Genomic DNA, 25,260 nt, shown 5'->3' with positions numbered 1-25,260 from the left:
ATGTCCCTAAAAATGTCCCTAAAACGGAATGTCCCTAAAAACAGTATTTTGTCCCTAAAAATGTCACATAAGACTTCATCAGATACTAACTCTCTCGCATTGCATTGTACTTGTGTCAACGACGACATAAATCAGGTCATCTGTTTGCCCCGCCTGGATGCAGTATTCAGAAATCCTTTCTATTACGGATATTTCTATTATGCCGGGACACTTTATACAGGAAAGCACGAACCCATGATTACAAGGACTGAATATGACAGGGCTCAGAAAATACTCAGCGGCCGCTTTAAACCTATGGTAAAGAAGCATTATTTCCCATTTACACAGCTTATTCGTTGCGGCGAGTGCGGTTGTATGATAACAGCAGAAAACAGGATTAAACGCCAAAAGAATGGTAATACTCATCGTTATATATACTACCATTGTACAAAGATGAAAAATCCCAACTGCTCACAAAAATACATACTTGCTGCTGAACTGGAAAAACAAATTATACCCGTTCTTGAAAGCGTAGAAATCCCCCAGGATTTCCATGACTGGGCCATAGAAGAGCTCAAAAATGACTATGCAGAAGATATTAAAAGCCAGGAAATGTTATTGGAAGGCTATAGGAAGGCTTTTACAGCCTGCAGCACCAAAATAGATACACTGATGAACATGAGAATTAACAAAGAGATCACTGAAGAAGAATATGTAAAAAAGAAAGACGAGTTGATGAATGAAAAGATACGATTAGAAGAGCTTATAAGAACTGATGGAAAGAGCGCCAAAAGCTGGCTGGATAAATCTATTGAGGTTTTTAATATGGCAAAAGAGGCAAAAAACAGGTTTTTAAGCGGCTCTGATGAAGAGAAACGGTATGTAGTATCCTTTTTAGCTTCGTACCTCTCCCTTATGGATAATTTACTGACGATAAAATTAAAAGAACCGTTTGAAATCATCAAAAATCTTAATTTAGGGGTAAAAACGATAATCGAGAGATTCGAACCTCTCGATTATCGTCAGAAACTGGGTAAAAAATCGGTACGACGTTTAGTTTGGGGTCCCCTAGGGGACGCTATCAGAACCTGTTTTATTTCAAACAATTGATTGATATTTCAATATATTATAAAGTTTTGCTAATTCTTAAAATGATCTATTATTTCTTTTGAAAACCTTACTTTTGCTTTTAATTCATCAAATATTTCTTTATGATGAATATGAGTTGGTGTGCCAGAACCTGACTTTAATTTGTAATTTTTAATTAACTTCCTTTTATAGGTCCCAAAATAGAAATTTTTGTAAACGAGTTGCTTCCTCAATTCTAATCTTTTGTTATTTAACACATGTCCTAAATACCCATGATGAATAAACTTATTTGGTTGTTTTAAATAATAAGGATTTTGAATTCTCTTTAAATTTGCAGACAAACCATCAACCATTGTTCCATCTATTTTTTTAATTTTAGAATTAAATAAACCACAATATCGCCTAATAAACCAGACAGTTCTATCAAGTGACAATAATTCTTCTCCATATAAAAAATATGGCTTCTCAAAATAACGATCTAAACCATATCTATTTAAGTAACTAATAAATGACTCTACATCTTTAGGAATATCAAAACTAAATTCCTTCAAAGATTTCATTTTATCATAAGCCTTAGATATATCATGTCCGATACTTTTTGTTTCTTGTTCGTTATATAGCAATATTGCTTTGATATATTTTTCTATAGCTTGTAAAGATAACCATAAAAACTCTTGGGGTAAATCATACCGATAACATATTCTTGCCGCCAAATAATCTTTATCGGCAATATCCATAAACGATCCATCAATAAAAGAATAAATAAGATGATTTTTATACATACATTGGTCCAATTAGTATAATTTTGCAAAACAATTACAACCCAACAAATACTTTTATTTTTTTCTGATTATCCTTTCTATTATTATCAATATTATACCTACAATGAAAGGAGCAATAAGAAATTGGAACCACCACTGTTCATAGAACAATTTTTTCTTTTCATCCTGGTTTGATATTTTAATGCCATAATTATTATCTATTAATGCTATGGCTAGATTTATATCTTCCGAAAGTTTTTCTAAATCTGTTTTTACTAGATACCCTCTACCATCAAAATCAGTAGTTTTTGATGGTAGCGGAAATGACCTTTTTGGCAATACAGAAAAGATATTAGGATTTATTTTCTTAAGTTTTTGAAGAATACTATTATATTGTTTAAAGTATTCTAAAAAATAAGCGGGATCGTAGTATCTGTTCCAACTATCAAATAAAGCTTTCTGCTTAAGAATGCTATTAATATTTTCTAAATGTGGCCTATATAAAGACACTATCTCTTTTGAATCTTGTTTTTGTTCTATCGGCCTTGTTCTCAAATAAAAAGATAATATAATAAAATATATTAAAAGAGCTGCCAATATAAAGATAATTATTTTTTTCATTATATTTCCTATTAAAGATATTACTAAAGCGTTTTTCGATCCTGTTTTATTTCAAATAATTGATTTATTTTACAATACAATTTAAACTATTGTATTAAGTTTTAATTTGCTATCCATTATCTTTAAAATCCCACTCCACTAATAGAAAATCTCGTATACTAAACCCGGCTTCAAGTGCGGATTCTAACCAATTGATTTGAGATGCTCTAATCGTATCTTTTCCTGCTTTCTTTGACTCTATAAATTTGTATGTAGCTTTTTTCCAAAGCAAGACACTATATCTAGCGATCTTACAACATATTTATTTATCCTATGTGGATATGTTATCAGTGCATATCTAATTAAATCAGAATATTCTCTATAAAAATTATCCACGTTTTCGCAATTGTTTGCTTCTTTGTAAAGATCTTTCCAGCTTTGAGTCATATTTGGAAATTCATAATGGTTTTCTCCTTCCTCTGCTCTCCATAAAAAGATGTCTTCAAACTTCTTTGGAGCAAACACATCGTAATGAATATATGACACTTTTTTCCAATTTTCTTCAAGAATTTTTCTTTGATTTCTTCTAGCAAGCATCTCTATTAATGAGTTCAACACATATGATGACCCTACAAATGTTTCTTCTCCTAACTGATCAAAAGAAATACCTAATAGTGCTTCCAATAATTCTTCAGCAGTATAATATGGATTAGGCATTGGGAACCCTTTGTATTCGAACTCTTTCATTTTTAATGTATCGCTAAACAATGCAATAAGAAGATTTAATGCTAATTCTTTTTCTTGAATGGCTTCAAGGAAATTAATTATATTAAGAAAATACGGAAAGGCACTTTCGCCCCAATAAAACACAACTTTATTACTTACATTCTCTTTAACCAAATCAACGAATTGCTGTCGGACTCTATATTCTTTATTTTTTTCTATGTTTTTTACTTCAAAAGCAGATATAGTTCCCAATACAATAGTTGCTCTCGCTTTATATACCCACCAACCATCCCCCATTGGATTTCCTTCTAAAAATACCTTTTTAGCAATAATTTCTTCTTCTAAAAGCTGAATGTTCTTTTCAACCTCTTCTTTTATCAAATCATATGTTTCCAAATATAATTCTTTGTCAATATTGTTTCTTTTCACATATCTTAATATATTACCTGCAAGCAATACCCATGCTTCGAACATGGCGTAGTAGTTATTTTGCTCTTGAAAAGACTTTAAAATATAAGAAGTTATAATAACACTACTAGATATTATGTTAAAGTAATCAGATTTTTGTTTGTATGTTTTTGAAAAAAGCATATTATTTACTAGATTTATATATTTTTCTTTAGGAAAAAAATCTTTACCATTATGCAAATATATCTCCAAGAACATTTGCATATCTTTTAATTCTACTGGCATAAATCTACCATGAGCATCTATGAACTCTTTTAAAAGCGTATCTTTACAAACAATAGACAAAGGTGAAAAATTACGATTCATTCTGACATTGTCATCATTTAACTGATCTATATAGGCTCTAACATCGGCAGTTATATCTCCATTTGCAACTAATACTGATTTATGCATTTTAGTTTTATCTACAGAGGGGTGTCTTATAGATAGTTCTATTAAATCTTGGATTTCGCCTCTAATTTTTCTCCACTCAGCTAAGTTAATATCACCCGTCTTTAGCTGATAAGCTTTACTATTACCTTCTTTATCAATACTAATTATATCCTTGCCTTGCTCCGCTGGTCCATGAGAGCAAACATAAATTATCTTTTCGCCTTTATTCATTAGCACCTGACAGAAAGCAATTTGATAATTGCGTTCATTAGTATTAGTCAACCAGTTTTCTATAGCTCTCTCTATCATTCCAGTCTTTCCTTTTTCTTTCTATTAGATTATCTAATTGATTTTTGTACACCGGGTTAGTTTCCCATACAGGAAGTTCTTCTTTCACTCTTAATGCTATTGCTGGAGAAACAATCACTGTTGGCATAATTGGGTTTTTATTTTCATCAAATTCCATAGGATATTTATCTAACATTTCCATAAATAACTCAAAGCTAAATCTCTTACCTTTTCCATCTACGATGTTCCCAGTCTCTTCAGTGACCTGATTTATTTTATCTATCATAGCCTTAGCAGCTGCTTCTCTCATCTCTTTAGCAACAATTTCACAATTTTCAATAAACAATCTCGGTCCTTTTTTTATTAAATCATCCTTATCTATTTTAAATTCAGATTTGAAGTCTTGATATTTTGATTCATCTTTATACCCATCTTGTGAAACCCCCGAGATGATATCTCCTTCAAAATGTCTAGCTTTAGAAACACCCTTTAATAATGGCTCTTGATTTATCAGGGTTTTCATAAACTTATTCATAACATCAGTAAATTTAGTTTTAATTTTAAGAAAATCTGGTAACAATTCGTTTCTCCTTATTAGTCATAATGTATAAATTGACGCAAACTTAATATTAATATCGAGTATAAACAAGGGGATATATAGAACTCCCACTATTTAGTAAATGATTTTACCATACTTCTAAAATTAGATACTTCAAAAGGTTTTTGTAATAATCCTTTTATTACACCAGCCTTAATTAGTTTTTCTGCCTTTTCCTTTCTGCCATCTGCCAGGTTCCCGGATACAAGGAATATCTTGATCTTTGGATATTTTCTATGAATATCGCGAGCAAAATCCAAACCACTCTTTCCTGGTCTGTTTATATCCGATATTATAACATCTATTGCAGGGCTTATTTTATCTATCATATCTTCTGCTTCTTCACTATTTTCAGCAGTAAAAACTACGGCCTCAAATTCCTTCCTGATAATACCTTTGTATAATTGAAACATTGCTGTTTCATCATCAACAATTAGAAAACCTTTCATAAAATTATGACCTCAAACCATGACTGTAGCTATTTTTCTGGTTTTCTTTTGAATACTGCCATAAGGCTCTGTCTAATATTCGTTTATCAACTTTAGTTTTATCTATTAAGGTCCTAAAATATTCTACATAATTCCACCAGAAATAATAATCATATTGTTTTGTGACATCAACTCCTACAGACCTACAGGATTTAATTCCATAATCCCGAGTTCGAAGAAACTCTATTTTCGTTATTTTTCTATATTCCATTACATATATTATTTAATTTATAACAATCTATGAGACTTACGCCTTTGGGACCTATTTTAAGATTAACTTGCCAATTTTCTACACCATTGAAGATGGCTTTTTTAACTATATTCCGCATCCTTTTTTTCGTTATGTTATTAAACAAGTCTCTATATTTTTCTGCATTATACATAAAACAATGCAAGACGATTGCCCTAGAAAATTCTCCAATATGTTTTGAAAGAAGGTTATAGTGTTTTATAGTTCTATGATAAGAATGAAATGCTTTGTCGGGTTGATATTTTAAATAAGATTTGTAGGGTAAATTAGTTAAAGGTGTTTTTACTTCTACTAAACAAGTATTTACAAGAAAATCTATTTTTGAGTTACTCAAACCGTATTCTCTCTTTACACTTTTTATTCTCTTCACAACTTTATTCAATTCTCCAGCAAGAAATAAATGTTCAATGTAACTGTTTATTTTTGTTTGATTAATCCCTATCCATTTTTTCCTTGTGACATCTACAGGACTTAAGGATATAGCTTCTACTGTATACTTAGTGTTAGAGCTATTACTGTTTGACAGAAGACAAGGGATGCTTTCGAATATTAGGTTACCAATTTTCGTGGGGCACGGACAAAAACATCTTTCTATTCGGCCATTTACATCGACCATCATTACAAAACGATTCGGTCGATCCATAACGACACCTTCTATCAAAGGCTTTTTAAATCTAAATATACTCACGGCTTAATGCTCATTCTAGAGTGCCTATTTTTTTGGTATTAGAGAAAAATAATCAATAGACTTTTTTGTCGTATCCCATTTTGCAATTTTCATTATTCGTTCCTTCTTTAAACCATATACCAAAAGGTCTTCTCTTTTTAATATATTGAAAAGATGGGGAAGTCTACCTAATGATTTTGATGAAATCAAAAACGACTCAACTGGACTTATTAATTGAGTATAACCCCACAACTGGCCAAGAGCAGGAAGTGTAAGAGGGCCATCCTTTACTTCTACAAATGCTAACTTTATTTCCTCGCCTTTCCTCAGAACAGCAACAATATCAACTTTTATAGCCAGTCCTACGGCTACATTCAAGTCAATTTTAAGGGTTTTTAAATAGGAATCCAGGGTTATACGAGATGTCTTGTAAGTGGTAATTATTTCATATTTAGGATATCTGTCTTTAAGATAACCTTTAAACCATTCTTCAATTTCAGGATATAACTGTTCTTCTTGTTTACTCATCTTATTTTCTCCGATAACCCAAAGCATCAGAAATAGCCTTCCAAGAATCAAAATGTTTTCCTCTGATTTCGACTGGGATCTTATCGCTTGATTCCATAGGATGTACCGGCTTCGGCTCCTTATTAACTTCCCTGGTTTCCCAATAATACTTATGATGAATTCTGTCAATGTGTCCAATCATATTTTTGTATTTTTCTTTTCTCGTATCAGAATCAGTATCATTCATCTTAACCTTTAAATCTTTATCATACTCTTCCCTGTTTTTATCCGCTAAAGTCTTCAATGCTTTCATTTTATGATCTATTTTAAAACCTATTTGTTCATATTCATCGGCAAATATTTTTATCTGGTGTTCTTTATACCAGAACATTTTGTTACCTTTATTATACTGTTTCAAATTTGAATCTCTCATATTAGGATGTGCCCAATCTATATTATGGATTGGAACATTAAGATCAGTAAGCAGATTGCCAATATCTACCACCATATACCAGTTGACGGGAATCTCTATATATGTCCTATAGCCATGGATATGAAGAGCATCTTTTCTTTTGAATGCAACATTGCTACTCCTTATATGCGCCGTAACATCTCCTAGCCCCAACATAAATTCTTTTTTTATATCATTAGGTGAATTAAATATTTCTTCAGGAATCCTGAAGTCTTTACAGGAGTTAAAATTCTGAAAATGCCGATTAATTTCCCGAATTAGATAATCTTCGTTTATTTTCACGAATTTAATTGTAGTTTTATTTTTTTCTAGATTAGGAGTCAAGGTTGCACCAATAAGAGGTTCTAGATTATTCTTTATATCTATGAGACTTGCTTTAACTGAAAGAGCTGCATCCATCCCTTCGCTTATAATATTCTTATGAGGAATCTCAATGATAACATCAGTATCATTCGGATTTCTTCTTATAGTTCCTTTTCCAGCTATCATGCCAAGCAAATAAGCCAATTGTGCATTATCCATTTAATTCCACCCTTTTTCTAAATATTAAAATATATTCATGAACTTTATTGACTCTGAATACATAAGGGTATCCTAATGGTTTCATATTATTGTATTCGTGTTGTCTATCCCAGATAATAAGGTCCTCATAAACAAAACCTAGTTCTTCCATTATTTTTGCCATATCCGAATGAAAAGGGTAAAATTTGTCTTTCTTTCTTATGTCCATTAAAACAATTACACAATGGCCATTTGGCTTTAACACTTCATATACTGATGAAAATACCTTTTTCAATTCATTTAAAAATCTTACATAGTCATTGATATTTCCTAGATCCACATCAGAATCGCTGTATTTTCTTATATCTTGTCTATCTGCCGTTCTGTTTCTCAGCAATATATCCCAGTAAGGTGGCGATGTGAGGCATAAATCAACACTTTCTTTTTTGAGATGCTTCATCATATTTCTAGAATCATCTTGAAATATTGCGGGCTCAATAGTAGCTATATCTTTTAATTTCTTTTTTGTTTCTTTCAGCCTGCTTTTAGCGATACTGATATATTCTTTTGACAACTCTATCCCTATACCCTTTCTACCTTTTTTATACGAAGCCAATACAGTGCTTCCGGCTCCCATGAAAGGATCAAGAATAGTGTTTGTTTTCTTAGTATAAATGTCTATTACTCTGGAAGCGAGCTGTTCAGGGAACATCGCAGGATGCTTCAATTTAATTTCTTCGGCAGATTTTCTTAAATCTCTCCAAATACTAAAGGAATATTGCAGCCATTCCTTCCCGGTTAATTCATTATAACGCTTATCATTATTTACCATATACTTTTCCTAGACATTATTTTATTAACAGCTGACTCTATTAATATTATTTCTTCCTTATTTAACGAATAAAGTCTATATACTAGTTTATCTAAATCTCTTTGTTTTTCTTTAGGGTCAACTGTCCCGATACCATTCACAATATCATCAATTATAGATATCATGGAGTTAACTATGCGCTTATCAGGTTCATTAATGACTGGAATTAGCCCTAAATAAGCTTTATCTGCGTGCATTGTCAATCTTGACTTATTGAACAAATAGTACATAATATAAAAATTGATTAGCTTTGAATTAAGGAGCGCAAGTATATATTTTCCTTCGAAATCAGATTTTACGATAATATTGGTTACCGTATCAAGGGTTAATAACCCTTTAGCATCATACGATGAAATAATACCAGCTTCTGCTGAAAATATATTTTGTAAAACAATTTTCTTTTTCTTAATTTCTCGTATTTTACTATCACTTTGTTTTTGAAGCTGTGCGCTATCAATAAGAGGAAGGGTCTTTATTCTGAATTTTGCAATATCTTTACCTCTTATTACTCTTTCGGAATTAGGTTTATTAAGGACTGTAGTATGGTTCCCGCCTATTGGCAGACCACGAAATATCTTGCCATCCGTATAAGTCTCTAATGAAACTCCAATTTTTGCCAGTTTACTTACTAAAGAATAATATTCTTTATTTTCAAACGTTAAAAATCTGCCAGAGTGCTTCAATTCATTTTGCTCGACATAAGCTGTTGGCTGGTTATTTAAACCATTCAGCTTTGCTTCAAAAACACTAATTTTTACCTTATTTATGATAGACGGCTTGCTCTTTTTAAGTATGAGAATAAACTGTTCTCCACGAACATCTTCAAATCTTGGACCTAAATCATAAATTTGCTGTATTTCAGTATTGTCCGATATATATTCCCTGAATTTTGAATATGAGTTCACATATAAAATAGATTTTGGCAGTAAGAATGCCAATATACCACCCTGTTTAAGAAGATCTAGGGACCGGCAAATCATCAGTGTAGCAGCATTCACAGGCCCATTGATTATGCTTGAGTAAAACGATTCTTCAGGATCAAATGCTGATGATTGACTTAAAGTAACATAAGGGGGATTCCCGATAATTACATCAAAGCCACCAGATTCAAGGACTTCTCTGTACTCCAATCCCCAATTGAAAGCATTCTTGTCTATCAGCGGGTTTGAAACGATGCTATTACCTGTTTTAATATTGCCTTTTATTGTATCAATATATCTCTTATTAAATTCGACATTACGGAACAAACAAAGGCGAGTCACATTTGCTGCATTATCGTTTAAATCAACACCATAAATATTCTTAATAGACTGCATTCCATACTTCTTTTTCAATAACTCAAATGTTTCCATTATAAAGGATCCACAACCACAGGAAGGGTCTAATATTTTAGAATCCTCGTTTATATCCAGTTGCGAAAGAATATATTCGACTATCTCTTTAGGGGTATAGTACTGCCCGGTATTTTTTCTTTCAAAATACTCAAGCGACTTCTCAAAACTTGCACCTACGATGTCGTGAGGGAGACCGTTAGCAACATGTTCCGCAAACATCTCTTTAACAGAACCATTTTTCGTATTAATCAGAATACTACCAAAATCAATCTGAAGTGCACTTGAGTCTGGTTTTTGTTCTAATAATGGCATTTTCCTTAAGTTCATGCGATCCTTTTTTTCTATATAAAATTATACTTTTCTTATTTTTCCAATCTAGACTTAGACTTTTAAATTTTATACTACTATTTAAGAATTATACAACTTTAAATATTATTTCTCAAAGCAATATTTATTTCTTATCTTTCGGTGGGCAAGGATCATTAGGCCCATATGTATTTCTGTTTACTATCTTACCATCACGACCTTGTATTAATAATTCTGATTGATTTGCTTTTGCAATTGGTTTTCCTGCATCAATTGCTGCACCTTGAGTTCTATGATTAGAAACAATATTACCTTCTTCTCTTCTTACAGCCCAGTTATTGCCTTTGTGGACAACCCAAATGTTTTTACCCATTTTACATTCCTCCTATAAACCTCTGATTGCTGTAACAACAACTCCTTGAACCTGAAAGTCATTTGTTAGAATTATTGCCTTAAATTTATCATTTTTAGACCGCGGTTTCAGTACAATTGCATTATCCGTTTTATGAAATTCTTTTATTGTTGATTCGCCGTCAATAAGCGCCACTACCGAATCACCATTTTTTGCAGTTTGTTGTTGCCTTATTAAAAGCAAATCGCCGTCATTAATGCTTTTTGCATTCATTGAATCGCCTTTTGCCCTCAAAAGAAAATATTTATATGGGGGCGGTGCAAGCCTAACAGATACTGGATACACTGCTTCAATGTTTTCTTCGGCAAAGTTTGGAGTTCCACAGGGAGCAGAACCAAGCAAAGGAATATCTACAGTCTGCGCATTAACTTCTTTTTTATCATTATCATTTGCAAGTATGACTTTTCCATCAAGTTTTCTTTTTAAAATACCCTTTTTTGTAAGTTGCACAAAGAGCAATGAAACAGAACGCGGATATTTATACCCCATATAGTTCATTAGCTCACGAACAGACGGCATGCGTCCGTTATGCATTAAAAAATTACGTATTGAACGAAGTGCTTCCTTTTCTTTGTCTGTTAAAACGATATTATTCATAGTTATACACCTATTATACACTATGATTATACATACTCCAATTTAATTTGTCAAGACCTAGAGAAGTTTGAGTTCAAATAAGCTATATTCTTATCCTTTCACATTGAAATTTATCTAAATCTATAGATACATAAACAAGATCTTCCATATGCCCGTATTGGCCAGGTTGGATACATAAAGTTTTGCCGAGCTTTGCCTTCCAAACACCTGTCATATCGGGAGACTCATGGATATGCCCGTGTAATGTCAGCTTTGGCTGATATTTCTTAATAAATCTATAGATTGCTTTAGAACCAACCTTCATACCAGTTAATGTGACATCAAGCCAAAGATTAGCCGGTGGGGCATGCATAATATATATGGTTTTAGACATATCCTGAGGTTTCACAAGATTTTCAAGTTCTTCTTCTATCGTAGGGAGTGTTTTAATGTGACTTTTCCAGTCCGATATTTTTTCAAACCCATTTTCAGTAGAGAAAAATGCATATCCGGGCTGATAGCCAATTCTAAACTTTTTATCATCCTTTCTGCATCTATCTTTTAATGCGAAGGGAAAGTTCGGAACCAGGTTGAACCCGATAAACTCATAATCGCCTATTTTAACCTTCTTTTGAGCCAAATACTTGACATAGGGATATCTATTGCAGATTTCTTCAAATAGGCCATCAAAAGCCTTCAAATCATCGTTCCCTGGAAAACATAGATAATATATTTTTGCTTCATTGAAAGCTTTAAAATGCTCATTTAACTGGTTTAGGATGTATTCCTTTTGCCTGTGCAGATTGTTATCATTAGGCAACATATCCCCGGCGTTGATAACAACGCCGGGGTTTAGCTTAAGAACCTCTTTTACAAGCATTTTGTATTTCCACGTGTTTCCATGTAAGTCGGTAGTAAGCATTATTTTCATTTTTTGCTCCTTCTATTAGAAATTATCAAAATTCTTTGCCTTCCAGAGTATTATTGAGCTGTAAAATATCAGAATTAGCGGTATTCCAAGCCCGCCTAAATAAGCTACAGCAAAATAAACGGCAACTTTCATAAATCCCTGCCATTGACCGGCAGGGATAAGTGTGCAAACATACGGCGCCAGCTTGAAAAACATGCTGTAAAATATTCCTGCTGCCGCCAGCCAACATAAAACTACTGATAACCATTTCATAGTATCTCACCTCCTGTGAATTTATTTGTGGTTTCTATAAACCGTTCTTTTTGATACACATCTTTGGCCTGTTTATTCCATCTTTACTAAATCTCAGCTTAATATTGAAATAGTTGCATTTCATAGGGTAAAATTCACTATCAATGCAAGGACAATCATTACATTGGCTGGGATTTTTTAACTCTACAACGATTTTCAATGCAGTGCTCCTTTACTGAATTATTATATCATCCGCTCTTTTTTTCATTAAGCGCAGTTTTCTAGCCCAACCTTTTCTGGGTCTACGAGCGCTTAAATATTCATCATGTTTTCTAGCAACATCTTTTGTATCAGTGAATATTCCGATAATACTTTTGAGGTTTCTTGGATTTTTCATGAATAATCCTTTCATCCGCTGCTCTTAGAATTAACGCTCGAACTATTCTTTAATAAAACCCATCTAATCGTCTCAAGACATATAAAAATACTTATACAATGCCATAATGAGATACTGTGATATATTTCAGGCAAAAAGTAAAAGTATTTATCTCCTATCCTGAAAATAGTCCAAAATATCCAGAATGGTACTGCCATCAGGACATCGAGCAATATGTTTATCATTATTGCTGCAACACCCATTAAACCACCCATGACTGGAATAGCAGCTAATTTCATACATGACTCTAAAACAGTATCGTTGTTGTAGTACATTGCCATTCACCTCCATTTAGTAAACTTTAAGCGCCTGTTTTTGCATAGGCCTTGCATACTTTTCTTCTATCGGCTTCAGTATCTCATCTTTAAGAACTGTTACTACTCCATGGCTAAGGACATTCAAAAGCACAACCTTAGCTAATTCTGGACCTATCCCTGCTTCTCTGACAGAACCGGTCACACTGATGTCCATGCTTTGACCATCCAGTAGATTTATGTGTCTTGTTACTGATATTTCTTTTACATTTGTATCCATAGGTATCACCTCCTTCGAGCAAGTGCTCGTTTTTTTTACACTTTACATTCTTGACTCAAGCCATGCAAGATACTTTGATGTATCCTCAAACCCTATTTTCCAAACTATTTTATAGGTATTTCCTTGAATAGGATTATTGATTACTGCCTTAAAACTTCTCTCTACTGGATTATTCCTGATTTTTTCCAGATCAAATGGTAAACTTTCCTTAAACGGTTTCGTTTCGGTTGATTTCATTATTTCAACTCCTTTGCCGTTTAGTCCTGACATCACAATAAAAGGTTTTCCTTGAATAGGATACATATCAGGAAAATGGATCCGATAAATAAGCTTCTTTGTCGGATAAGTTATCTTTACAATACTATGCTGTCCTTCAGAGCTTGGGAATGTACTGAACATCACATTGTTAAGCCAACCCCACGAATAGAAGGCATTTTTTCTTAACCCAAATGATTTTTGCCAGAAAACCTTAAATCTCTTTTCCTTTTTGCTGCTTTTTAGTTCTTTTAAAACTATTTCCTTATTTGGCGAGTCTTTTGAAAATACAGTAAATATATATTCTGCATTTTTTGTACGTCTGGGCGTTTCCTTTAGTAATTTGTGAGCGATTGCTAAACTCCCTAAATCTACAAATTCATTAAGACATTCGTCTTTACCGAAAAAATGCTCTATTTCAGCAGTCTTTGGATTTTTACATAATGCAGATATTGTGTGAACCACTGTCCCATTACCGTCAAAATACGGGAATACATCTTTGATATACTCCTTGAAAATTACATCTTTTGTATCCATACAGCCTCCTAAAATATTTATTTGACAGGTTTGTCCTGTCTACTAAGAAAATAAATCAATTCATGAATATCGGCAACTAAAGTTTTCGCAAATATAAAAGGGCCTTTATTTCAATTTTCCTAACTCCTTCTTTGCTAAGCCTTAGTATTTTAGCCACTGACGATAACGGAAGAGGGTTATTGCGATGTTTACCTATTCCATACCTTAATTGAAGGATAATTGATGCAAGTGGATGAACAGTGTTTTTTGATTTCTCAAGCTGTAATAACATGTTGCCAACCTCGATTTTTATAAACTCCGTTTTATCGGCAGGAGATTCAATCAAATCCTTAAGCATAAGCGGTTCATCTTCTCCATTATCTGAAATGATTTTATCTAGAGAGTCAGAAGGGTTGACATCAAAACCATTTTTTATTCTTTCTTTACCATACAACCTGGAGTAATTCAGATGCTTATATATTTCTGCTTCCAGATAGCTGCCTACATAAGAAGATACATACTTATAATAGCCGCCAAGCTTTGGATTATAATTCCTAGTTGCTTTTAGTAAAGCTATAGTAGCCGCAGATACAAGGTCCATATAATCAATACCATACTTTTGTGCATTGTTCTGCCAAGCCCGTACCAAATATATCGCCAATTGAAGGTTCCTTTCTGTTATTTCCTTTACAACTTCATTTTTAGACTTCTTTTTATACAATTCATGTATTTCTTTTTCTGAAAGCTTGCGGTAACTGTAAATTTTGGTAAAATACTGCGCAGTGTGTTTGTTGATTTTTGACATCATAGAAAGCTCCTTTGAACAAAAAAAAGCCTCAGTGCTACCTAAAGGTAGCACTGAGGCTGATTATGTCCTTGATATTTTAATATGTGATATTGATAATAACTTATTGGATGGATTGGATAATATTATGAAGATTTTAGTTTGAAGGGTATACTGCGTTTTTAAGTGATTTTATCTGTACAAACCGAACTACAATCTGACCAGCATAAATGGAAACACATTGGCGGTCGACGACAAATATGCTAAATCTGTTAAATTCTTGCTATCAAGGTTTATAAAAATAACCTTGATAGCAAAAACAGTTTCCTATAGTGAGCACCCCAAAGAAATACCTGGTTTTACTGTATAAACCGGACTTGATTGCTGTATTAATGGCAGATGGGTTTTGAGGATGGATGTGGAGCATTTTTGTCAAAAAAATGCTCCACTAATTCCCCTGGTTCGAAGTGATGTAGCTTCCCTATTTTTGTTGACCTGATTATACCTTTGTTTGCCAGGCCGGGAATAGTTGTAGGCGTTTTTTCTTTATAGCCAAAAGCAATAGATGCTTTCCTTGAATCGACTAATGTAGTTAAATAATCGATTTCTTCTTTTGAATACCTTTGTGTTCCACTTTTATCAAGAATTGGTTTGATTAATCCTTCTTTAGCAAGTATATTTATCCTCTCATATGTTTGTGTTCTCCCAAGACCCCATTTGTCAACAACATCTCTGAAAGTGTAATAAAACTTGCTTTCAACATAATCGTTACATTTTTTAACTATGTTTTTTTCTATTTCCAAAAGATTAATTGTATCCAACTCTTCAGTATTCAAAATATCTTTATTATTCTTAAGATAACCAAATATCTGCTCTATCATAGAACGAAGAGCTCCTTTGGGAGGTAGTACGGACATCCTCAGCTCTCTGCTTTCTTTATCAAGCTTCTCAACTTTTTCAACTGCCTCAATACGTTTCTGAGCATTGCTGTGAAAATACCGCCACGTCATACTTAAATCACTATGCCTGGCATTTTCATGGACTTTTTCAAATGGATAACCATCATCGATCCAATGAGTAATTCTTGAGTGCCTGATGATATGCGACTTGTATCCTAATGGCAAGATTATTCCTGCTTTTTTTAATAAACTTGCAAATATTGAAGATATATATGTCTCAGAACCAAGCGTTTTTCCTTTGGCAGAAAAGAATATTGGATGATATGTCTTGCCATTAATGCTTTTTTCAGATGGGATCATATTGTGTTTCTTGCAAAATTCATCGCTAATAGTCTTCCATTTTGCCAAATCAATATCAAGTCGATCATACAGTATATATACCCTGTCTTCAAAGTCTTCAGGTCTTTGTTTTGCGCCTATCACAATAACTGGACCAATATTGGTTCTCGTTCTTTCATATTTAGGTAGATTTTCCCAGCATAAATTAACAACCTCATCTGCTCTTAGGGCTGCCTCATATTGTACAGAAAGCATTGTTGCATTCCTGACCAATTCGAACTGCTCTAATAAGGATTTATTATTGAGTTCTTCCGCATTTATAACCCTAAGTTTTTCAACTTGCTCTTTACTCAAGCAAAATTCTCTTTTGTTTGTCCTATGATACTTTGCTTTTATATTCTTCAATATATCATCTGATAATTTTCCTTGATCGTAACCTATCTTATAGATACGTTTCAGGTTTGATATATGCCCTATTAAAGTATTGAATGCAACTTTTTGACCAGTTAGGGGGCTTAACTGAGTCTGCATCAGAGAATTTCTAAAGTTTAAAACATCTCTTTCAACAAAATCTGCCAGTTTCGATATAGTTCTACCAGGTTCTTCTTTAATAACATAATTGTAAAATACCTTAAAACTGGCCATTATTACTTCTTGTGATCTGCTTTTTAACTTTGCCGCTGTTGAAAACACGAAATGAGAATCTATTATTTTAGATATTTCATCTGAGATACTTGGAGGCAAGACGGCTTGTGGCAAAGCTTTAACTCTTTTAATCATATTTTCTTCTGAGAACAGGTCAGGTCTGTTCTGTATTCCAAAAAGACAGAATGAGTTCCATGCAGTTATCGGCCAAGTATAGCGCTCAACCCAATTATTTTTTTTGCGTACTGCACTGAAGATTTCTCTGTTTATTTTTGCAACATCGTAATCAACTTCTTCTAACATTTTATTAATCTGCTTTTTATAACGCACTACGCGTTTTAAATCATTTATTTTCGCCCATTTTGCCATTATTTCTTTTGCAACTAGCTTTTTTGACTCCGGTAACCTAGCATCATCTATTACAATAGCCATTTTAAAACCTCCTTTATATAATAATCCTTATTAATTAAGTTAAATCGCCTATCTCTTTCCAGCAACTAAAATATAAAATGTGACACGATTACTACTAAAAATGCTAAAATATTACAAAACGTAAAATAAAAGGGAGTTGAACATGGAAATAAACCAACCTTCAGGTTATGACAAGCTATTTCAGGAAGAAGATATTGCAAAAGTTAAAGAGTTGAATATCAATGTTGAAGATAATCAGGATGTTGCCAATTGCTTGTTAACATTGGCAATTGAACACTTAATTGAGAACAAATTAACTATTGCAGTAGAGTATTTAAACTTATGTCACAAATATTCTGACAAAATTGAGGATTTAGATAACTCCATGTGGTTGACTGTGGTTTATTCATACTACCTAAAATGCATGTTTATCAACAGAGAGATAGATATATCAGGTTTTGGAGAGAAGTTTTTATACTCTGAATATTTAGACGGCTTTGAAATTGGCCCGGGAGGTCCAGGTGCGACACCTGAAGTAGCTAAAGAATTACCTGTTTTAAAATACAAGAAACGCTTAACAACTATTAATGACAAGTTAATAAATATAGTCGGCCAAAATGGAATCAATTTAAAAGCAGAATTACTAGATATAGTGAATAGCGCCAGAGCAATGTTTGAGACACGCACAAAAACAAAGCTTACTGTCCAAGATCTTTCTAAATTTCTAAATAATTATGCGTATAGACTACGAAGGATAGGCAAATTTTATGAAAATGATTTGGATATTATCGTGCCAAGAAATAAACAGCTTATAATAATAGAGCTAACACCTATACCACTTGGACCATTGGAACATGATATCTGCTTTAAACTGGCGAGCAAACTGGAAAGCGATAGGAACAAATTGTTAGAAAATGACTTGGAAGACATGGAAACAGCATTTTTGCTTGGCTTGTGCAAAACATTTCCAGACTTAACAGATTGTGCATCTAAACCAACCAAAACAAAGGACGCCAATGATAGATATACACGAGGGAATATTTATAATGCAATATCAGATCTAAACAATGTAAAATTCAGCAAATTTAGCAAAAACTTAATTTTAGCATCAAGAATAAACGGTTACAGATTAAACAACAATCCAGTTGCAGTTAAAACAGTCCAAAACTTGCCAGAATAACATCTTCCATATATATTACCTAGCTAAATTATTGATTCCGTCGTATATCTATTTTTTCTTCCCTAGTTTGCCACGTTTTATCTAACCGCCTTTTTGATTTATAATGTTTACATGATCTCTAATGATTAGAAGGTCATGTAACCTATGAGATATTTACAGTTAGTAAAATACTTAGAAAATCATATTAAACCGGGCATTAGAGGAACAATGCTCGGCAAATTAAAAACTTGGGTAGATATAAACCCTTCCATAATACGCTGTCGTGTTAATAACATGATCAAAATTATGGAAGAAGTTAAGTATGACCTTAACAAAATAAATAGGGATGTTTTGAATAATGTTATTGACAAACACGGAGTTGAACTAGAGAAAGCAATACAGTATCTTAGAAGTTTTATTAGATGGGCAGACTTTAATATTGATTTACGTTATATTTCACTTGCCAACAAAGAATATGTAGGCTTGGATAATTTACTTAAAACAGTTCCTTTCCATCCTAATCTGGAAAAAGAGATAACAGAATTAATCGATTCTTGGACAAGCTGCTACACAAAAGGAAGATTGAAACCAAGGTCTATTGAAAAAATACGATATTACCTACAATTACTTATCAATTTCATTTACTATAATGAACCAACTTCTTCAATATACTCATTAAAATGTATTACCCCAATACATATGAGAGCTTTTGTTTCATTTATGAACAACGAATCCACAAGCTCATGGCTAACTGGAAGAAGGTTAAAAAAAGCTTATATTAATACAATTCTTTCGAATCTTAAAATATTTATCAATCGAGCTTATGCGGCTGAAATTATTGATGTTAATCCTATGGCGAGGATAAAAACACAACAATCTGGCTATTTAACCAAAGCTGGTGGATATCTTTCTAAAACAGATTATAACCGAATTACATATATTGATATAAATAGTTTTAAACAACTGAATATACCCAACAAATACAGATATATTCTTCCAAAATTTTCAATAAAATTGTCCTTTCTAGCGGCTCTAAGAGTTTCAGAACTGATAAATCTCGCAGTTGAAGATATAAGGGTTAAGGAAATACGTGATGGCTACGTACCAATTTATATATATGGCGCTAAACAAAGACCAGAAGGACATGTAGATATAATATGGATTAAATATGAAGAAATAAAAGATGATCTTAATCTGTTTTTATCATCTCGGGATAATCTTCTTAAATTTTTAAATATTTCTGACTCGCCAATATATTCAGACAAAAGTCAACGTGAAACCCACATATTGTTCCTAAACCCTTGCACAGGAAATCCTTTCTATATTCGTGAAAATTATAGACACTATTTTTCTAAGTTTATGATTGAGAATGGTTTAAGCAATTTAAAAAACAAGACTCATTGCTGTCGAAGAGGCTTAGTTACTTATTTGCTCAATTTAGGATGGAGCTATGAAGAGATAATGCTTATCACTAGACACAAAACCTTAGGCATGGTGCGACGTTATGATAGTGGTGATTTTAATGATAACAGAAAAAGATTAATGAAAGCCGAGATTCGTCACGAACCTTTCCGTGAACACAAAGAAAAAGCGCAAATGGAAGAAAATATGAATTTTAAATATTTTCAACTAATTGAATGGCTAAACACTAAAAATCTATTAAGTTCTAAAAATAGCTATGAAATAAGTGATCTATTAACACAATTTGACAATGAACGATTAGAAGTTCAGAGTAATGCACTCAATATAAACAATTATTATACCAGTGAAGACATCGGAGCACTTTGGGGGTTAGCGAAAACTCAGACATATCAACGGCTAGATTATTTTATAAAAGCAAATTACTTTCATCCGTGTAACGACAATACTCATGAATTACTAATACCCAAATGGGAAGTTGATAATTTCAACATGAAATATGTCGAATTAGCAAATGCAGCCAGTGCTGCAGGTTACAATAGTAAAGGAAAAAAAGATTACATAAGGAAAATGGTTGCTTCTGGCAAAATTAAGTCTATAAAAATTAATAGGCTTATTATTCTTGACCGGACTTCATTTGAGAAGTGGTTAAAAAATGTACGGAGAAGAGCATAATGAGTAAAATTTCTCCTGAATCAATTAAGAAATTTAAAGAAATATATTTTAAGAAACACCAGACACAATTATCTGATGAAGAAGCTCTTATTTTAGCCTCAAATCTTTTAAACCTGTACAAACTGCTGTTTTCAAAGTACTATAGCAAAGCAAAGTAGACGAAACTGTTTTATTGATTTATTCTATTAGTAAATCAATACCAGGAACAAATTTATGGAAAACATTAAATACTTTCTATATGCAAGAAAATCATCTGAGAGCGAAGACAGACAGGTTGCTTCTATTGAGTCTCAAATTTCTGAGCTTCTGAAAATAGCCCAAAAAGATGGGCTGGAAATCGTTAACACTTTTACAGAATCAATGTCAGCAAAAGCTGCAGGAAGGCCAATTTTTAATCAAATGATGTCCTTGTTAGCCAAAAACCAGGCACATGGCATACTTTGCTGGAAATTGGACAGATTAGCCCGTAATTTTATTGATGGGGGACTAATAATTGATCTATTGCAAAAAAATATCATAAAATCCATCCACGCTTATGATAGGGTATATTCCCCTAATGATAATGTACTTATGATGGCTGTTGAATTTGGGATGGCAAACCAGTTCATAAGGGATTTAAGTGCAAATACCAAAAGAGGAATGTTAAGTAAAGCTGTCAGAGGATGGCACCCGGGAAGAGCTCCCATAGGATACCTGAACGACAAATATAAACCCCAAGGAGACAGAACCATAATAAAAGACCCTGAAAGATTTGAAATTGTAAGAAAAATGTGGGATTTAATACTTGAGAAGAGTTATACCATAGAAAAAGTATATGACATTGCTGTATATAAATGGAATTTAACTCTTTTTACTGGCAAAACACCAAATCGCAGTAAGATTTATGAGGTATTTAGGAATCCATTTTATTATGGACATTTTTATTTTGCTGGCAACTTATATAAAGGAAATCATGAACCAATGATTTCCAAGGAAGAATTTGACTTAGTCCAAGAAGCAATGGATAAAAAAATCAAGCCTAGGATAAGAAAACACTTTTTTCCATTTACCCAGCTAATCAGATGCGGGGAATGTGGTTGTATGATAACCGCAGAAAGACATACAAAACACCAAAAAAACAAGAATATTCATCATTATGCTTACTACCATTGCACTAAAAAGAAAAATCCGGAATGCACTCAAGGGTTTATTAAAGATACTGAACTTGAAAAACAAATCCTTGAGACCCTTGAAAGCATACAGATCTCGCAGGAATTCCATGATTGGGCCATAGAAGAACTGAAACTTTATTATGAACAGGATACCAAAGGGCTTGAAAAGCAAATTGAAGGCTTTAAGAAGGCTTTAACGAGCTGTAGTACTAAACTGGACAGTCTTCTAAACATGAGAATAAACAAGGAAATATCTGAAGAAGAGTTTTTAAGGAAAAAAGATGAGTTAACGAATGAAAGGATAAAGCTGGAAGAGTTAATTCAAAATAACGGCAAAGGCGCTAAAAACTGGCTGGAAAAGGCTATTGAGGTTTTTGACTTCGCAAGAGATGCAAAAAACCTCTTTATTAAGGGGTCTGATGAGGACAAGAAGTTTATACTGTCCTTTTTAGGTTCGAACCTGTCCCTAAAGGATAATTTACTGACGATAGAATTGAAAAATACATTTTTTTTGATCCAAAAAAACAATTTAGGGGTAAAAACAAAAATCGAGAGGTTAGAACCTCTCGATTGTCGTCTGAAAACAGGTGCTATTTCGGTTCAAAAAGAAGTTTGGGGTGGCTGACGGGATTTGAACCCGCGGCCTCCTGAGCCACAGTCAGGCGTTCTAACCGCTGAACTACAACCACCTTAAAACGTATAAAATATTATGGAACTAAAGCCATTTTTTTCTTTTTAAATAAATATAAATCAGTAATGTCGATACAAGTATCAGGGAAAAAGCAAAATACCATACTAAATCATCACCGAACAATTTATGTTCAGGGAACGGGACTACATTCATACCATAATAACTCGTAATAAGCAAGGCCGGCAAAAATATTGTTGCAATGACAGTTAAAAACTTTATGACTTCATTCAATTTAAGCGTAACTGAAGAAACATAAACTTCCAAAATGCTGCTTATTATTTGGTTATATGACGCAATTGTCTGGCTCAGCCTTTCAAACTGAAACAATATTTCCCTGAAATAAGCAATTGATTTCTTTGATATAAAAGGATTTATTTCCCTTGTAAAGAATCCATAAACATTCCTTTGAGCTTCGCCTATTTTCCTAAGGTTTAAAAGTTCTTTCTTTAAATCAAGTATATTCGATATAAGCTCTTGGGAAGGATTTTCAAGGACTTTGTCTTCAATCATATCTACTGTTTCGCTTATCTTCTGTATGTTAAATTCATAACTTGCCACTATCTTTTGAAATATGCTGTAAAGCAAGTTTTCCAGGTTTTTTAGCTCAACCAACGGTTTCAATTTTGCTTTTTGATAGAGGCTTTCTATATGCAGAACTTCGCTTGTATGGACCGTTACAATATATGTTTTCCCTATAAAGATATCAAGTTCATATATCGTCTCCTCAAAATCAGAAAAATCTTTTACCCTTGTCTTTATTCCATGCAATGCCACAAAGGCATAGTTTTCAAATTCTTCAATTTTTGGATGGTATTGAGGTATAAGGCAGTCTTCAATAGAGAGCTCGTGAAACTTGAAAACGTCCGTAAGCAGGGAAAGTTCTTCCGAACTAAAATCGTTATTTTCAATGATAATATCTATCCAAATCAGGTTTGGTTTAGATTCAATAATATCTTTTATCTTTGCGACATCCGTAGCGGAGGAAGAATCGCCGTTTTTTAAATAAACCGCTCTTATCATTACACATTTCCTTTTTTTGACACTCTCATAGCGTCTCCGACGTGACTCGAACACGTAACCCTCTGCTTAGAAGGCAGATGCTCTATCCAGTTGAGCTACGGAGACACAAAGAACACTGCAAATATCAAAATGTAAATTGGAAAATTAAAGAACATTTTAATCTTGCATGTGGTATTATATATAATATTCCTATTTTAATCAATAATTTACCGCTTTCTGCCTTAATGATTGAAGAAAATATTTAGCAACACCACTAGATGCCCGCTTACAAATTGCGGGCATGGCAACTCCCTTATCAAAGGATAAGGCATTTTTATTAGTTCCCACAAGTAGCTAAAAGATAGTGTTTCTGGATAAAATGGGGTTGTAATTAAAGATTAAATTTTATATATTTTATAACCAAAGACAAGATTATCGGAGGCAATAAAATGTATTTGTTAAAACCTTTTCGGCTTATTATTTGTACCATTTTCTTGTTAAACGGCTCCCCCATCAGAGCCTACACCCAAGACCCGAAATCCTTTGAAACAGCAACGGCATTTCAGGATGTTTTTTCATCCATAGCAGATGAGTACAAGCCTATTACGGTAAGCGTGACTACAAAAAAGGTAGTCAAAATACCGGAAAATGAATTTTATTTCGGAGACCCGTTTGAGTTTTTCTTTGAGCAGTTCCAGGACCGGCAGCAAGGCAGGTCTAGGCATAAAAAACGTTATCTTGAAAGAAAGTTAGAGGCAGGAGGAAGCGGTGTAGTGATAGACCCTGAAGGTTATATACTTACAAACTATCATGTAATCGCTAATGCGGATGATATAAGCGTACATTTTTGTTGCACCGACACAACCTACGATGCAAAGGTTATCGGGAAAGATCCTCTTACCGATCTGGCAATAATTAAAATAAAATCAAACCATAAATTCATTTCTGCAAAACTCGGAGATTCGGATAAGCTCGCTGTAGGCAATTGGGTAATAGCCATAGGCTCGCCTTTCGGCCTGGAGCAGACCGTAACCGCAGGTATCGTAAGCGCAAAAAGACAATCTTTGGATATTGAAGGGATTAGATATGAAAACCTTATACAAACAGATGCAGCTATCAACCGCGGGAATTCCGGAGGCCCGCTTGTAAACTTAAGAGGCGAGCTTGTCGGCATAAACGTTGCCATCTATGCGCCTACAGGCGTTTTTTCCGGCGTGGGGTTTGCCGTCCCGATAAACAAAGCAAAAGAGATCCTTACCCAGCTCATAGAAAAAGGCAGAGTTACACGAAGCTGGCTCGGGGTTGAAATAAAGAATGTAGATGATGCCATAGCAAAACAATTCGGGCTTCCGGAAAAATCAGGGGTCTTGGTAAACAAGGTTTTCACCGGTGCAGGAGCTGAAAAAGCGGGGATCAAGCGCGGCGATATTATTTTAGAATTTAACAGGTATAAAATCGGAAATGTCGTGCTGTTACAAAGTATCGTCAGGAATATCAAACCCGGACAGAGTGTTAATGTCGTTCTTTTAAGGAATAAAAAGAAAATATCCCTTGATTTTAAAATCACAGAGATGCCGGAAAATGCGGCATTAACAGAAAAAGAAGAACCCGCAGGCAAAAACGAAGCTTTCGTATGGGAAAATATGACCTTTCAGGATATCGGTACTGAATTGTCTAAAAAATACGATATCAGCCAGGATGAAAAAGGCGTTGTAATAACTGAAATAAATTATGAAAAACAAAAACATGATTTTGGCTTAAAGGAAGGGGATGTGTTAAAAGGAATTAACAGGGAAGCGATACAAAGTGTTGAAGACCTGAGAAAAATTACAAGTACATTGAATATTAATGACGGTTTGGTTTTTGACATAATTAGGAACGGGACTTCGATCTATATAACCTTCTGGAACCAGTAAAAAC

Annotated in this window: 27 protein-coding genes and 2 tRNA genes; 6 read left to right on the top strand and 23 right to left on the bottom strand. The window is 33.5% G+C overall.

The features are described from left to right. Complete coding sequence (locus tag LHV68_13065) at nt 1-1,089, top strand: zinc ribbon domain-containing protein (protein ID MCB4792793.1); 1,089 nt, start codon at nt 1-3, stop codon at nt 1,087-1,089. A 29-nt stretch (nt 1,090-1,118) separates the two neighbouring features. Here the strand turns inward: LHV68_13065 and LHV68_13060 are convergent, their stop codons facing one another. The 20 genes from LHV68_13060 to LHV68_12965 all read right to left on the bottom strand — a co-directional run bounded on the left by LHV68_13060 (nt 1,119) and on the right by LHV68_12965 (nt 17,267). Continuing rightward, nucleotides 1,119-1,805, bottom strand: a complete 687-nt coding sequence (locus LHV68_13060) for a HEPN domain-containing protein (protein MCB4792792.1) — start codon at nt 1,803-1,805, stop codon at nt 1,119-1,121. A 99-nt stretch (nt 1,806-1,904) separates the two neighbouring features. After that, entirely contained in the window at nt 1,905-2,450 is a 546-nt protein-coding gene (locus tag LHV68_13055) for a hypothetical protein (GenBank protein ID MCB4792791.1), read from the bottom strand. A 237-nt stretch (nt 2,451-2,687) separates the two neighbouring features. Next, entirely contained in the window at nt 2,688-4,304 is a 1,617-nt protein-coding gene (locus LHV68_13050; protein MCB4792790.1) for a hypothetical protein, read from the bottom strand. After that, complete coding sequence (locus tag LHV68_13045; protein MCB4792789.1) at nt 4,270-4,806, bottom strand: hypothetical protein; 537 nt, start codon at nt 4,804-4,806, stop codon at nt 4,270-4,272. Before LHV68_13045 ends, LHV68_13050 begins: the two co-directional genes overlap by 35 nt. A gap of 146 nt (nt 4,807-4,952) precedes the next feature. Then, the gene (locus LHV68_13040) at nt 4,953-5,330 is read right to left on the bottom strand and encodes a response regulator (GenBank protein MCB4792788.1); all 378 of its coding nucleotides are present in this window, start codon (nt 5,328-5,330) and stop codon (nt 4,953-4,955) included. Between the two features lie 239 nt (nt 5,331-5,569). Continuing rightward, nucleotides 5,570-6,262, bottom strand: a complete 693-nt coding sequence (locus LHV68_13035; GenBank protein ID MCB4792787.1) for a DNA/RNA nuclease SfsA — start codon at nt 6,260-6,262, stop codon at nt 5,570-5,572. 69 nt (nt 6,263-6,331) lie between these two features. Next, on the bottom strand, nt 6,332-6,814 hold the full coding sequence (locus tag LHV68_13030; protein ID MCB4792786.1) for a hypothetical protein: 483 nt from the start codon (nt 6,812-6,814) through the stop codon (nt 6,332-6,334). 1 nt (nt 6,815) lies between these two features. Then, nucleotides 6,816-7,787, bottom strand: coding sequence for a hypothetical protein (locus tag LHV68_13025; GenBank protein ID MCB4792785.1), 972 nt, complete (start codon nt 7,785-7,787; stop codon nt 6,816-6,818). Next, nucleotides 7,780-8,598: a site-specific DNA-methyltransferase gene (locus LHV68_13020; protein MCB4792784.1), complete on the bottom strand. Its 819-nt coding sequence runs from the start codon at nt 8,596-8,598 to the stop codon at nt 7,780-7,782. The genes LHV68_13025 and LHV68_13020 overlap by 8 nt, the downstream gene beginning before the upstream one ends. Continuing rightward, nucleotides 8,592-10,298 carry an N-6 DNA methylase gene (locus LHV68_13015; protein ID MCB4792783.1) on the bottom strand — a complete coding sequence of 569 codons (1,707 nt, stop codon included), beginning with the start codon at nt 10,296-10,298 and terminating at the stop codon, nt 8,592-8,594. The genes LHV68_13020 and LHV68_13015 overlap by 7 nt, the downstream gene beginning before the upstream one ends. Before the next feature lie 124 nt (nt 10,299-10,422). Further along, on the bottom strand, nt 10,423-10,650 hold the full coding sequence (locus tag LHV68_13010; GenBank protein ID MCB4792782.1) for a DUF2188 domain-containing protein: 228 nt from the start codon (nt 10,648-10,650) through the stop codon (nt 10,423-10,425). Nucleotides 10,651-10,662: 12 nt separating this feature from the next. Further along, on the bottom strand, nt 10,663-11,286 hold the full coding sequence (gene lexA, locus LHV68_13005; GenBank protein MCB4792781.1) for a transcriptional repressor LexA: 624 nt from the start codon (nt 11,284-11,286) through the stop codon (nt 10,663-10,665). Nucleotides 11,287-11,368: 82 nt separating this feature from the next. Next, complete coding sequence (locus LHV68_13000) at nt 11,369-12,196, bottom strand: metallophosphoesterase (GenBank protein ID MCB4792780.1); 828 nt, start codon at nt 12,194-12,196, stop codon at nt 11,369-11,371. Between the two features lie 15 nt (nt 12,197-12,211). Next, nucleotides 12,212-12,448: a hypothetical protein gene (locus LHV68_12995; protein ID MCB4792779.1), complete on the bottom strand. Its 237-nt coding sequence runs from the start codon at nt 12,446-12,448 to the stop codon at nt 12,212-12,214. A 211-nt stretch (nt 12,449-12,659) separates the two neighbouring features. Further along, the gene (locus LHV68_12990; protein ID MCB4792778.1) at nt 12,660-12,839 is read right to left on the bottom strand and encodes a hypothetical protein; all 180 of its coding nucleotides are present in this window, start codon (nt 12,837-12,839) and stop codon (nt 12,660-12,662) included. Beyond that, the gene (locus tag LHV68_12985) at nt 12,836-13,138 is read right to left on the bottom strand and encodes a hypothetical protein (GenBank protein ID MCB4792777.1); all 303 of its coding nucleotides are present in this window, start codon (nt 13,136-13,138) and stop codon (nt 12,836-12,838) included. Before LHV68_12985 ends, LHV68_12990 begins: the two co-directional genes overlap by 4 nt. Before the next feature lie 16 nt (nt 13,139-13,154). Continuing rightward, the gene (locus LHV68_12980; protein MCB4792776.1) at nt 13,155-13,397 is read right to left on the bottom strand and encodes a hypothetical protein; all 243 of its coding nucleotides are present in this window, start codon (nt 13,395-13,397) and stop codon (nt 13,155-13,157) included. A gap of 42 nt (nt 13,398-13,439) precedes the next feature. Continuing rightward, entirely contained in the window at nt 13,440-14,189 is a 750-nt protein-coding gene (locus tag LHV68_12975) for a hypothetical protein (GenBank protein ID MCB4792775.1), read from the bottom strand. A 76-nt stretch (nt 14,190-14,265) separates the two neighbouring features. Continuing rightward, the gene (locus LHV68_12970) at nt 14,266-14,976 is read right to left on the bottom strand and encodes a hypothetical protein (GenBank protein MCB4792774.1); all 711 of its coding nucleotides are present in this window, start codon (nt 14,974-14,976) and stop codon (nt 14,266-14,268) included. A gap of 365 nt (nt 14,977-15,341) precedes the next feature. Continuing rightward, nucleotides 15,342-17,267 (bottom strand): site-specific integrase, encoded by a 1,926-nt coding sequence (locus tag LHV68_12965; protein MCB4792773.1) that lies wholly within the window; start codon nt 17,265-17,267, stop codon nt 15,342-15,344. A gap of 142 nt (nt 17,268-17,409) precedes the next feature. On the opposite strand from LHV68_12965, the gene LHV68_12960 reads away from it, so the two are divergent. The 4 genes from LHV68_12960 to LHV68_12945 all read left to right on the top strand — a co-directional run bounded on the left by LHV68_12960 (nt 17,410) and on the right by LHV68_12945 (nt 22,275). Then, nucleotides 17,410-18,426 carry a hypothetical protein gene (locus LHV68_12960; protein ID MCB4792772.1) on the top strand — a complete coding sequence of 339 codons (1,017 nt, stop codon included), beginning with the start codon at nt 17,410-17,412 and terminating at the stop codon, nt 18,424-18,426. 144 nt (nt 18,427-18,570) lie between these two features. Continuing rightward, on the top strand, nt 18,571-20,499 hold the full coding sequence (locus tag LHV68_12955; GenBank protein MCB4792771.1) for a site-specific integrase: 1,929 nt from the start codon (nt 18,571-18,573) through the stop codon (nt 20,497-20,499). Next, nucleotides 20,499-20,657, top strand: coding sequence for a hypothetical protein (locus LHV68_12950; protein MCB4792770.1), 159 nt, complete (start codon nt 20,499-20,501; stop codon nt 20,655-20,657). The genes LHV68_12955 and LHV68_12950 overlap by 1 nt, the downstream gene beginning before the upstream one ends. Nucleotides 20,658-20,712: 55 nt before the next feature. Then, complete coding sequence (locus LHV68_12945; protein ID MCB4792769.1) at nt 20,713-22,275, top strand: recombinase family protein; 1,563 nt, start codon at nt 20,713-20,715, stop codon at nt 22,273-22,275. Here LHV68_12945 and LHV68_12940 read toward each other — a convergent pair. The 3 genes from LHV68_12940 to LHV68_12930 form a co-directional block, all read right to left on the bottom strand. After that, nucleotides 22,264-22,339 (bottom strand) — tRNA-His (locus LHV68_12940). The genes LHV68_12945 and LHV68_12940 overlap by 12 nt on opposite strands. Nucleotides 22,340-22,365: 26 nt before the next feature. Next, nucleotides 22,366-23,361: a magnesium transporter CorA family protein gene (locus tag LHV68_12935; GenBank protein MCB4792768.1), complete on the bottom strand. Its 996-nt coding sequence runs from the start codon at nt 23,359-23,361 to the stop codon at nt 22,366-22,368. Between the two features lie 31 nt (nt 23,362-23,392). Beyond that, nucleotides 23,393-23,466 (bottom strand) — tRNA-Arg (locus LHV68_12930). A gap of 323 nt (nt 23,467-23,789) precedes the next feature. Here LHV68_12930 and LHV68_12925 point away from each other — a divergent pair. Further along, nucleotides 23,790-25,256, top strand: coding sequence for a Do family serine endopeptidase (locus LHV68_12925; GenBank protein ID MCB4792767.1), 1,467 nt, complete (start codon nt 23,790-23,792; stop codon nt 25,254-25,256). Nucleotides 25,257-25,260: the final 4 nt, after the last annotated feature.

The organism is Candidatus Liberimonas magnetica, from assembly GCA_020523885.1.
In the GTDB taxonomy this organism is placed as follows: Bacteria; Elusimicrobiota; Endomicrobiia; order Endomicrobiales; family JAFGIL01; genus Liberimonas; species Liberimonas magnetica.
This window is presented reverse-complemented; position numbering and strand designations above follow the sequence as displayed.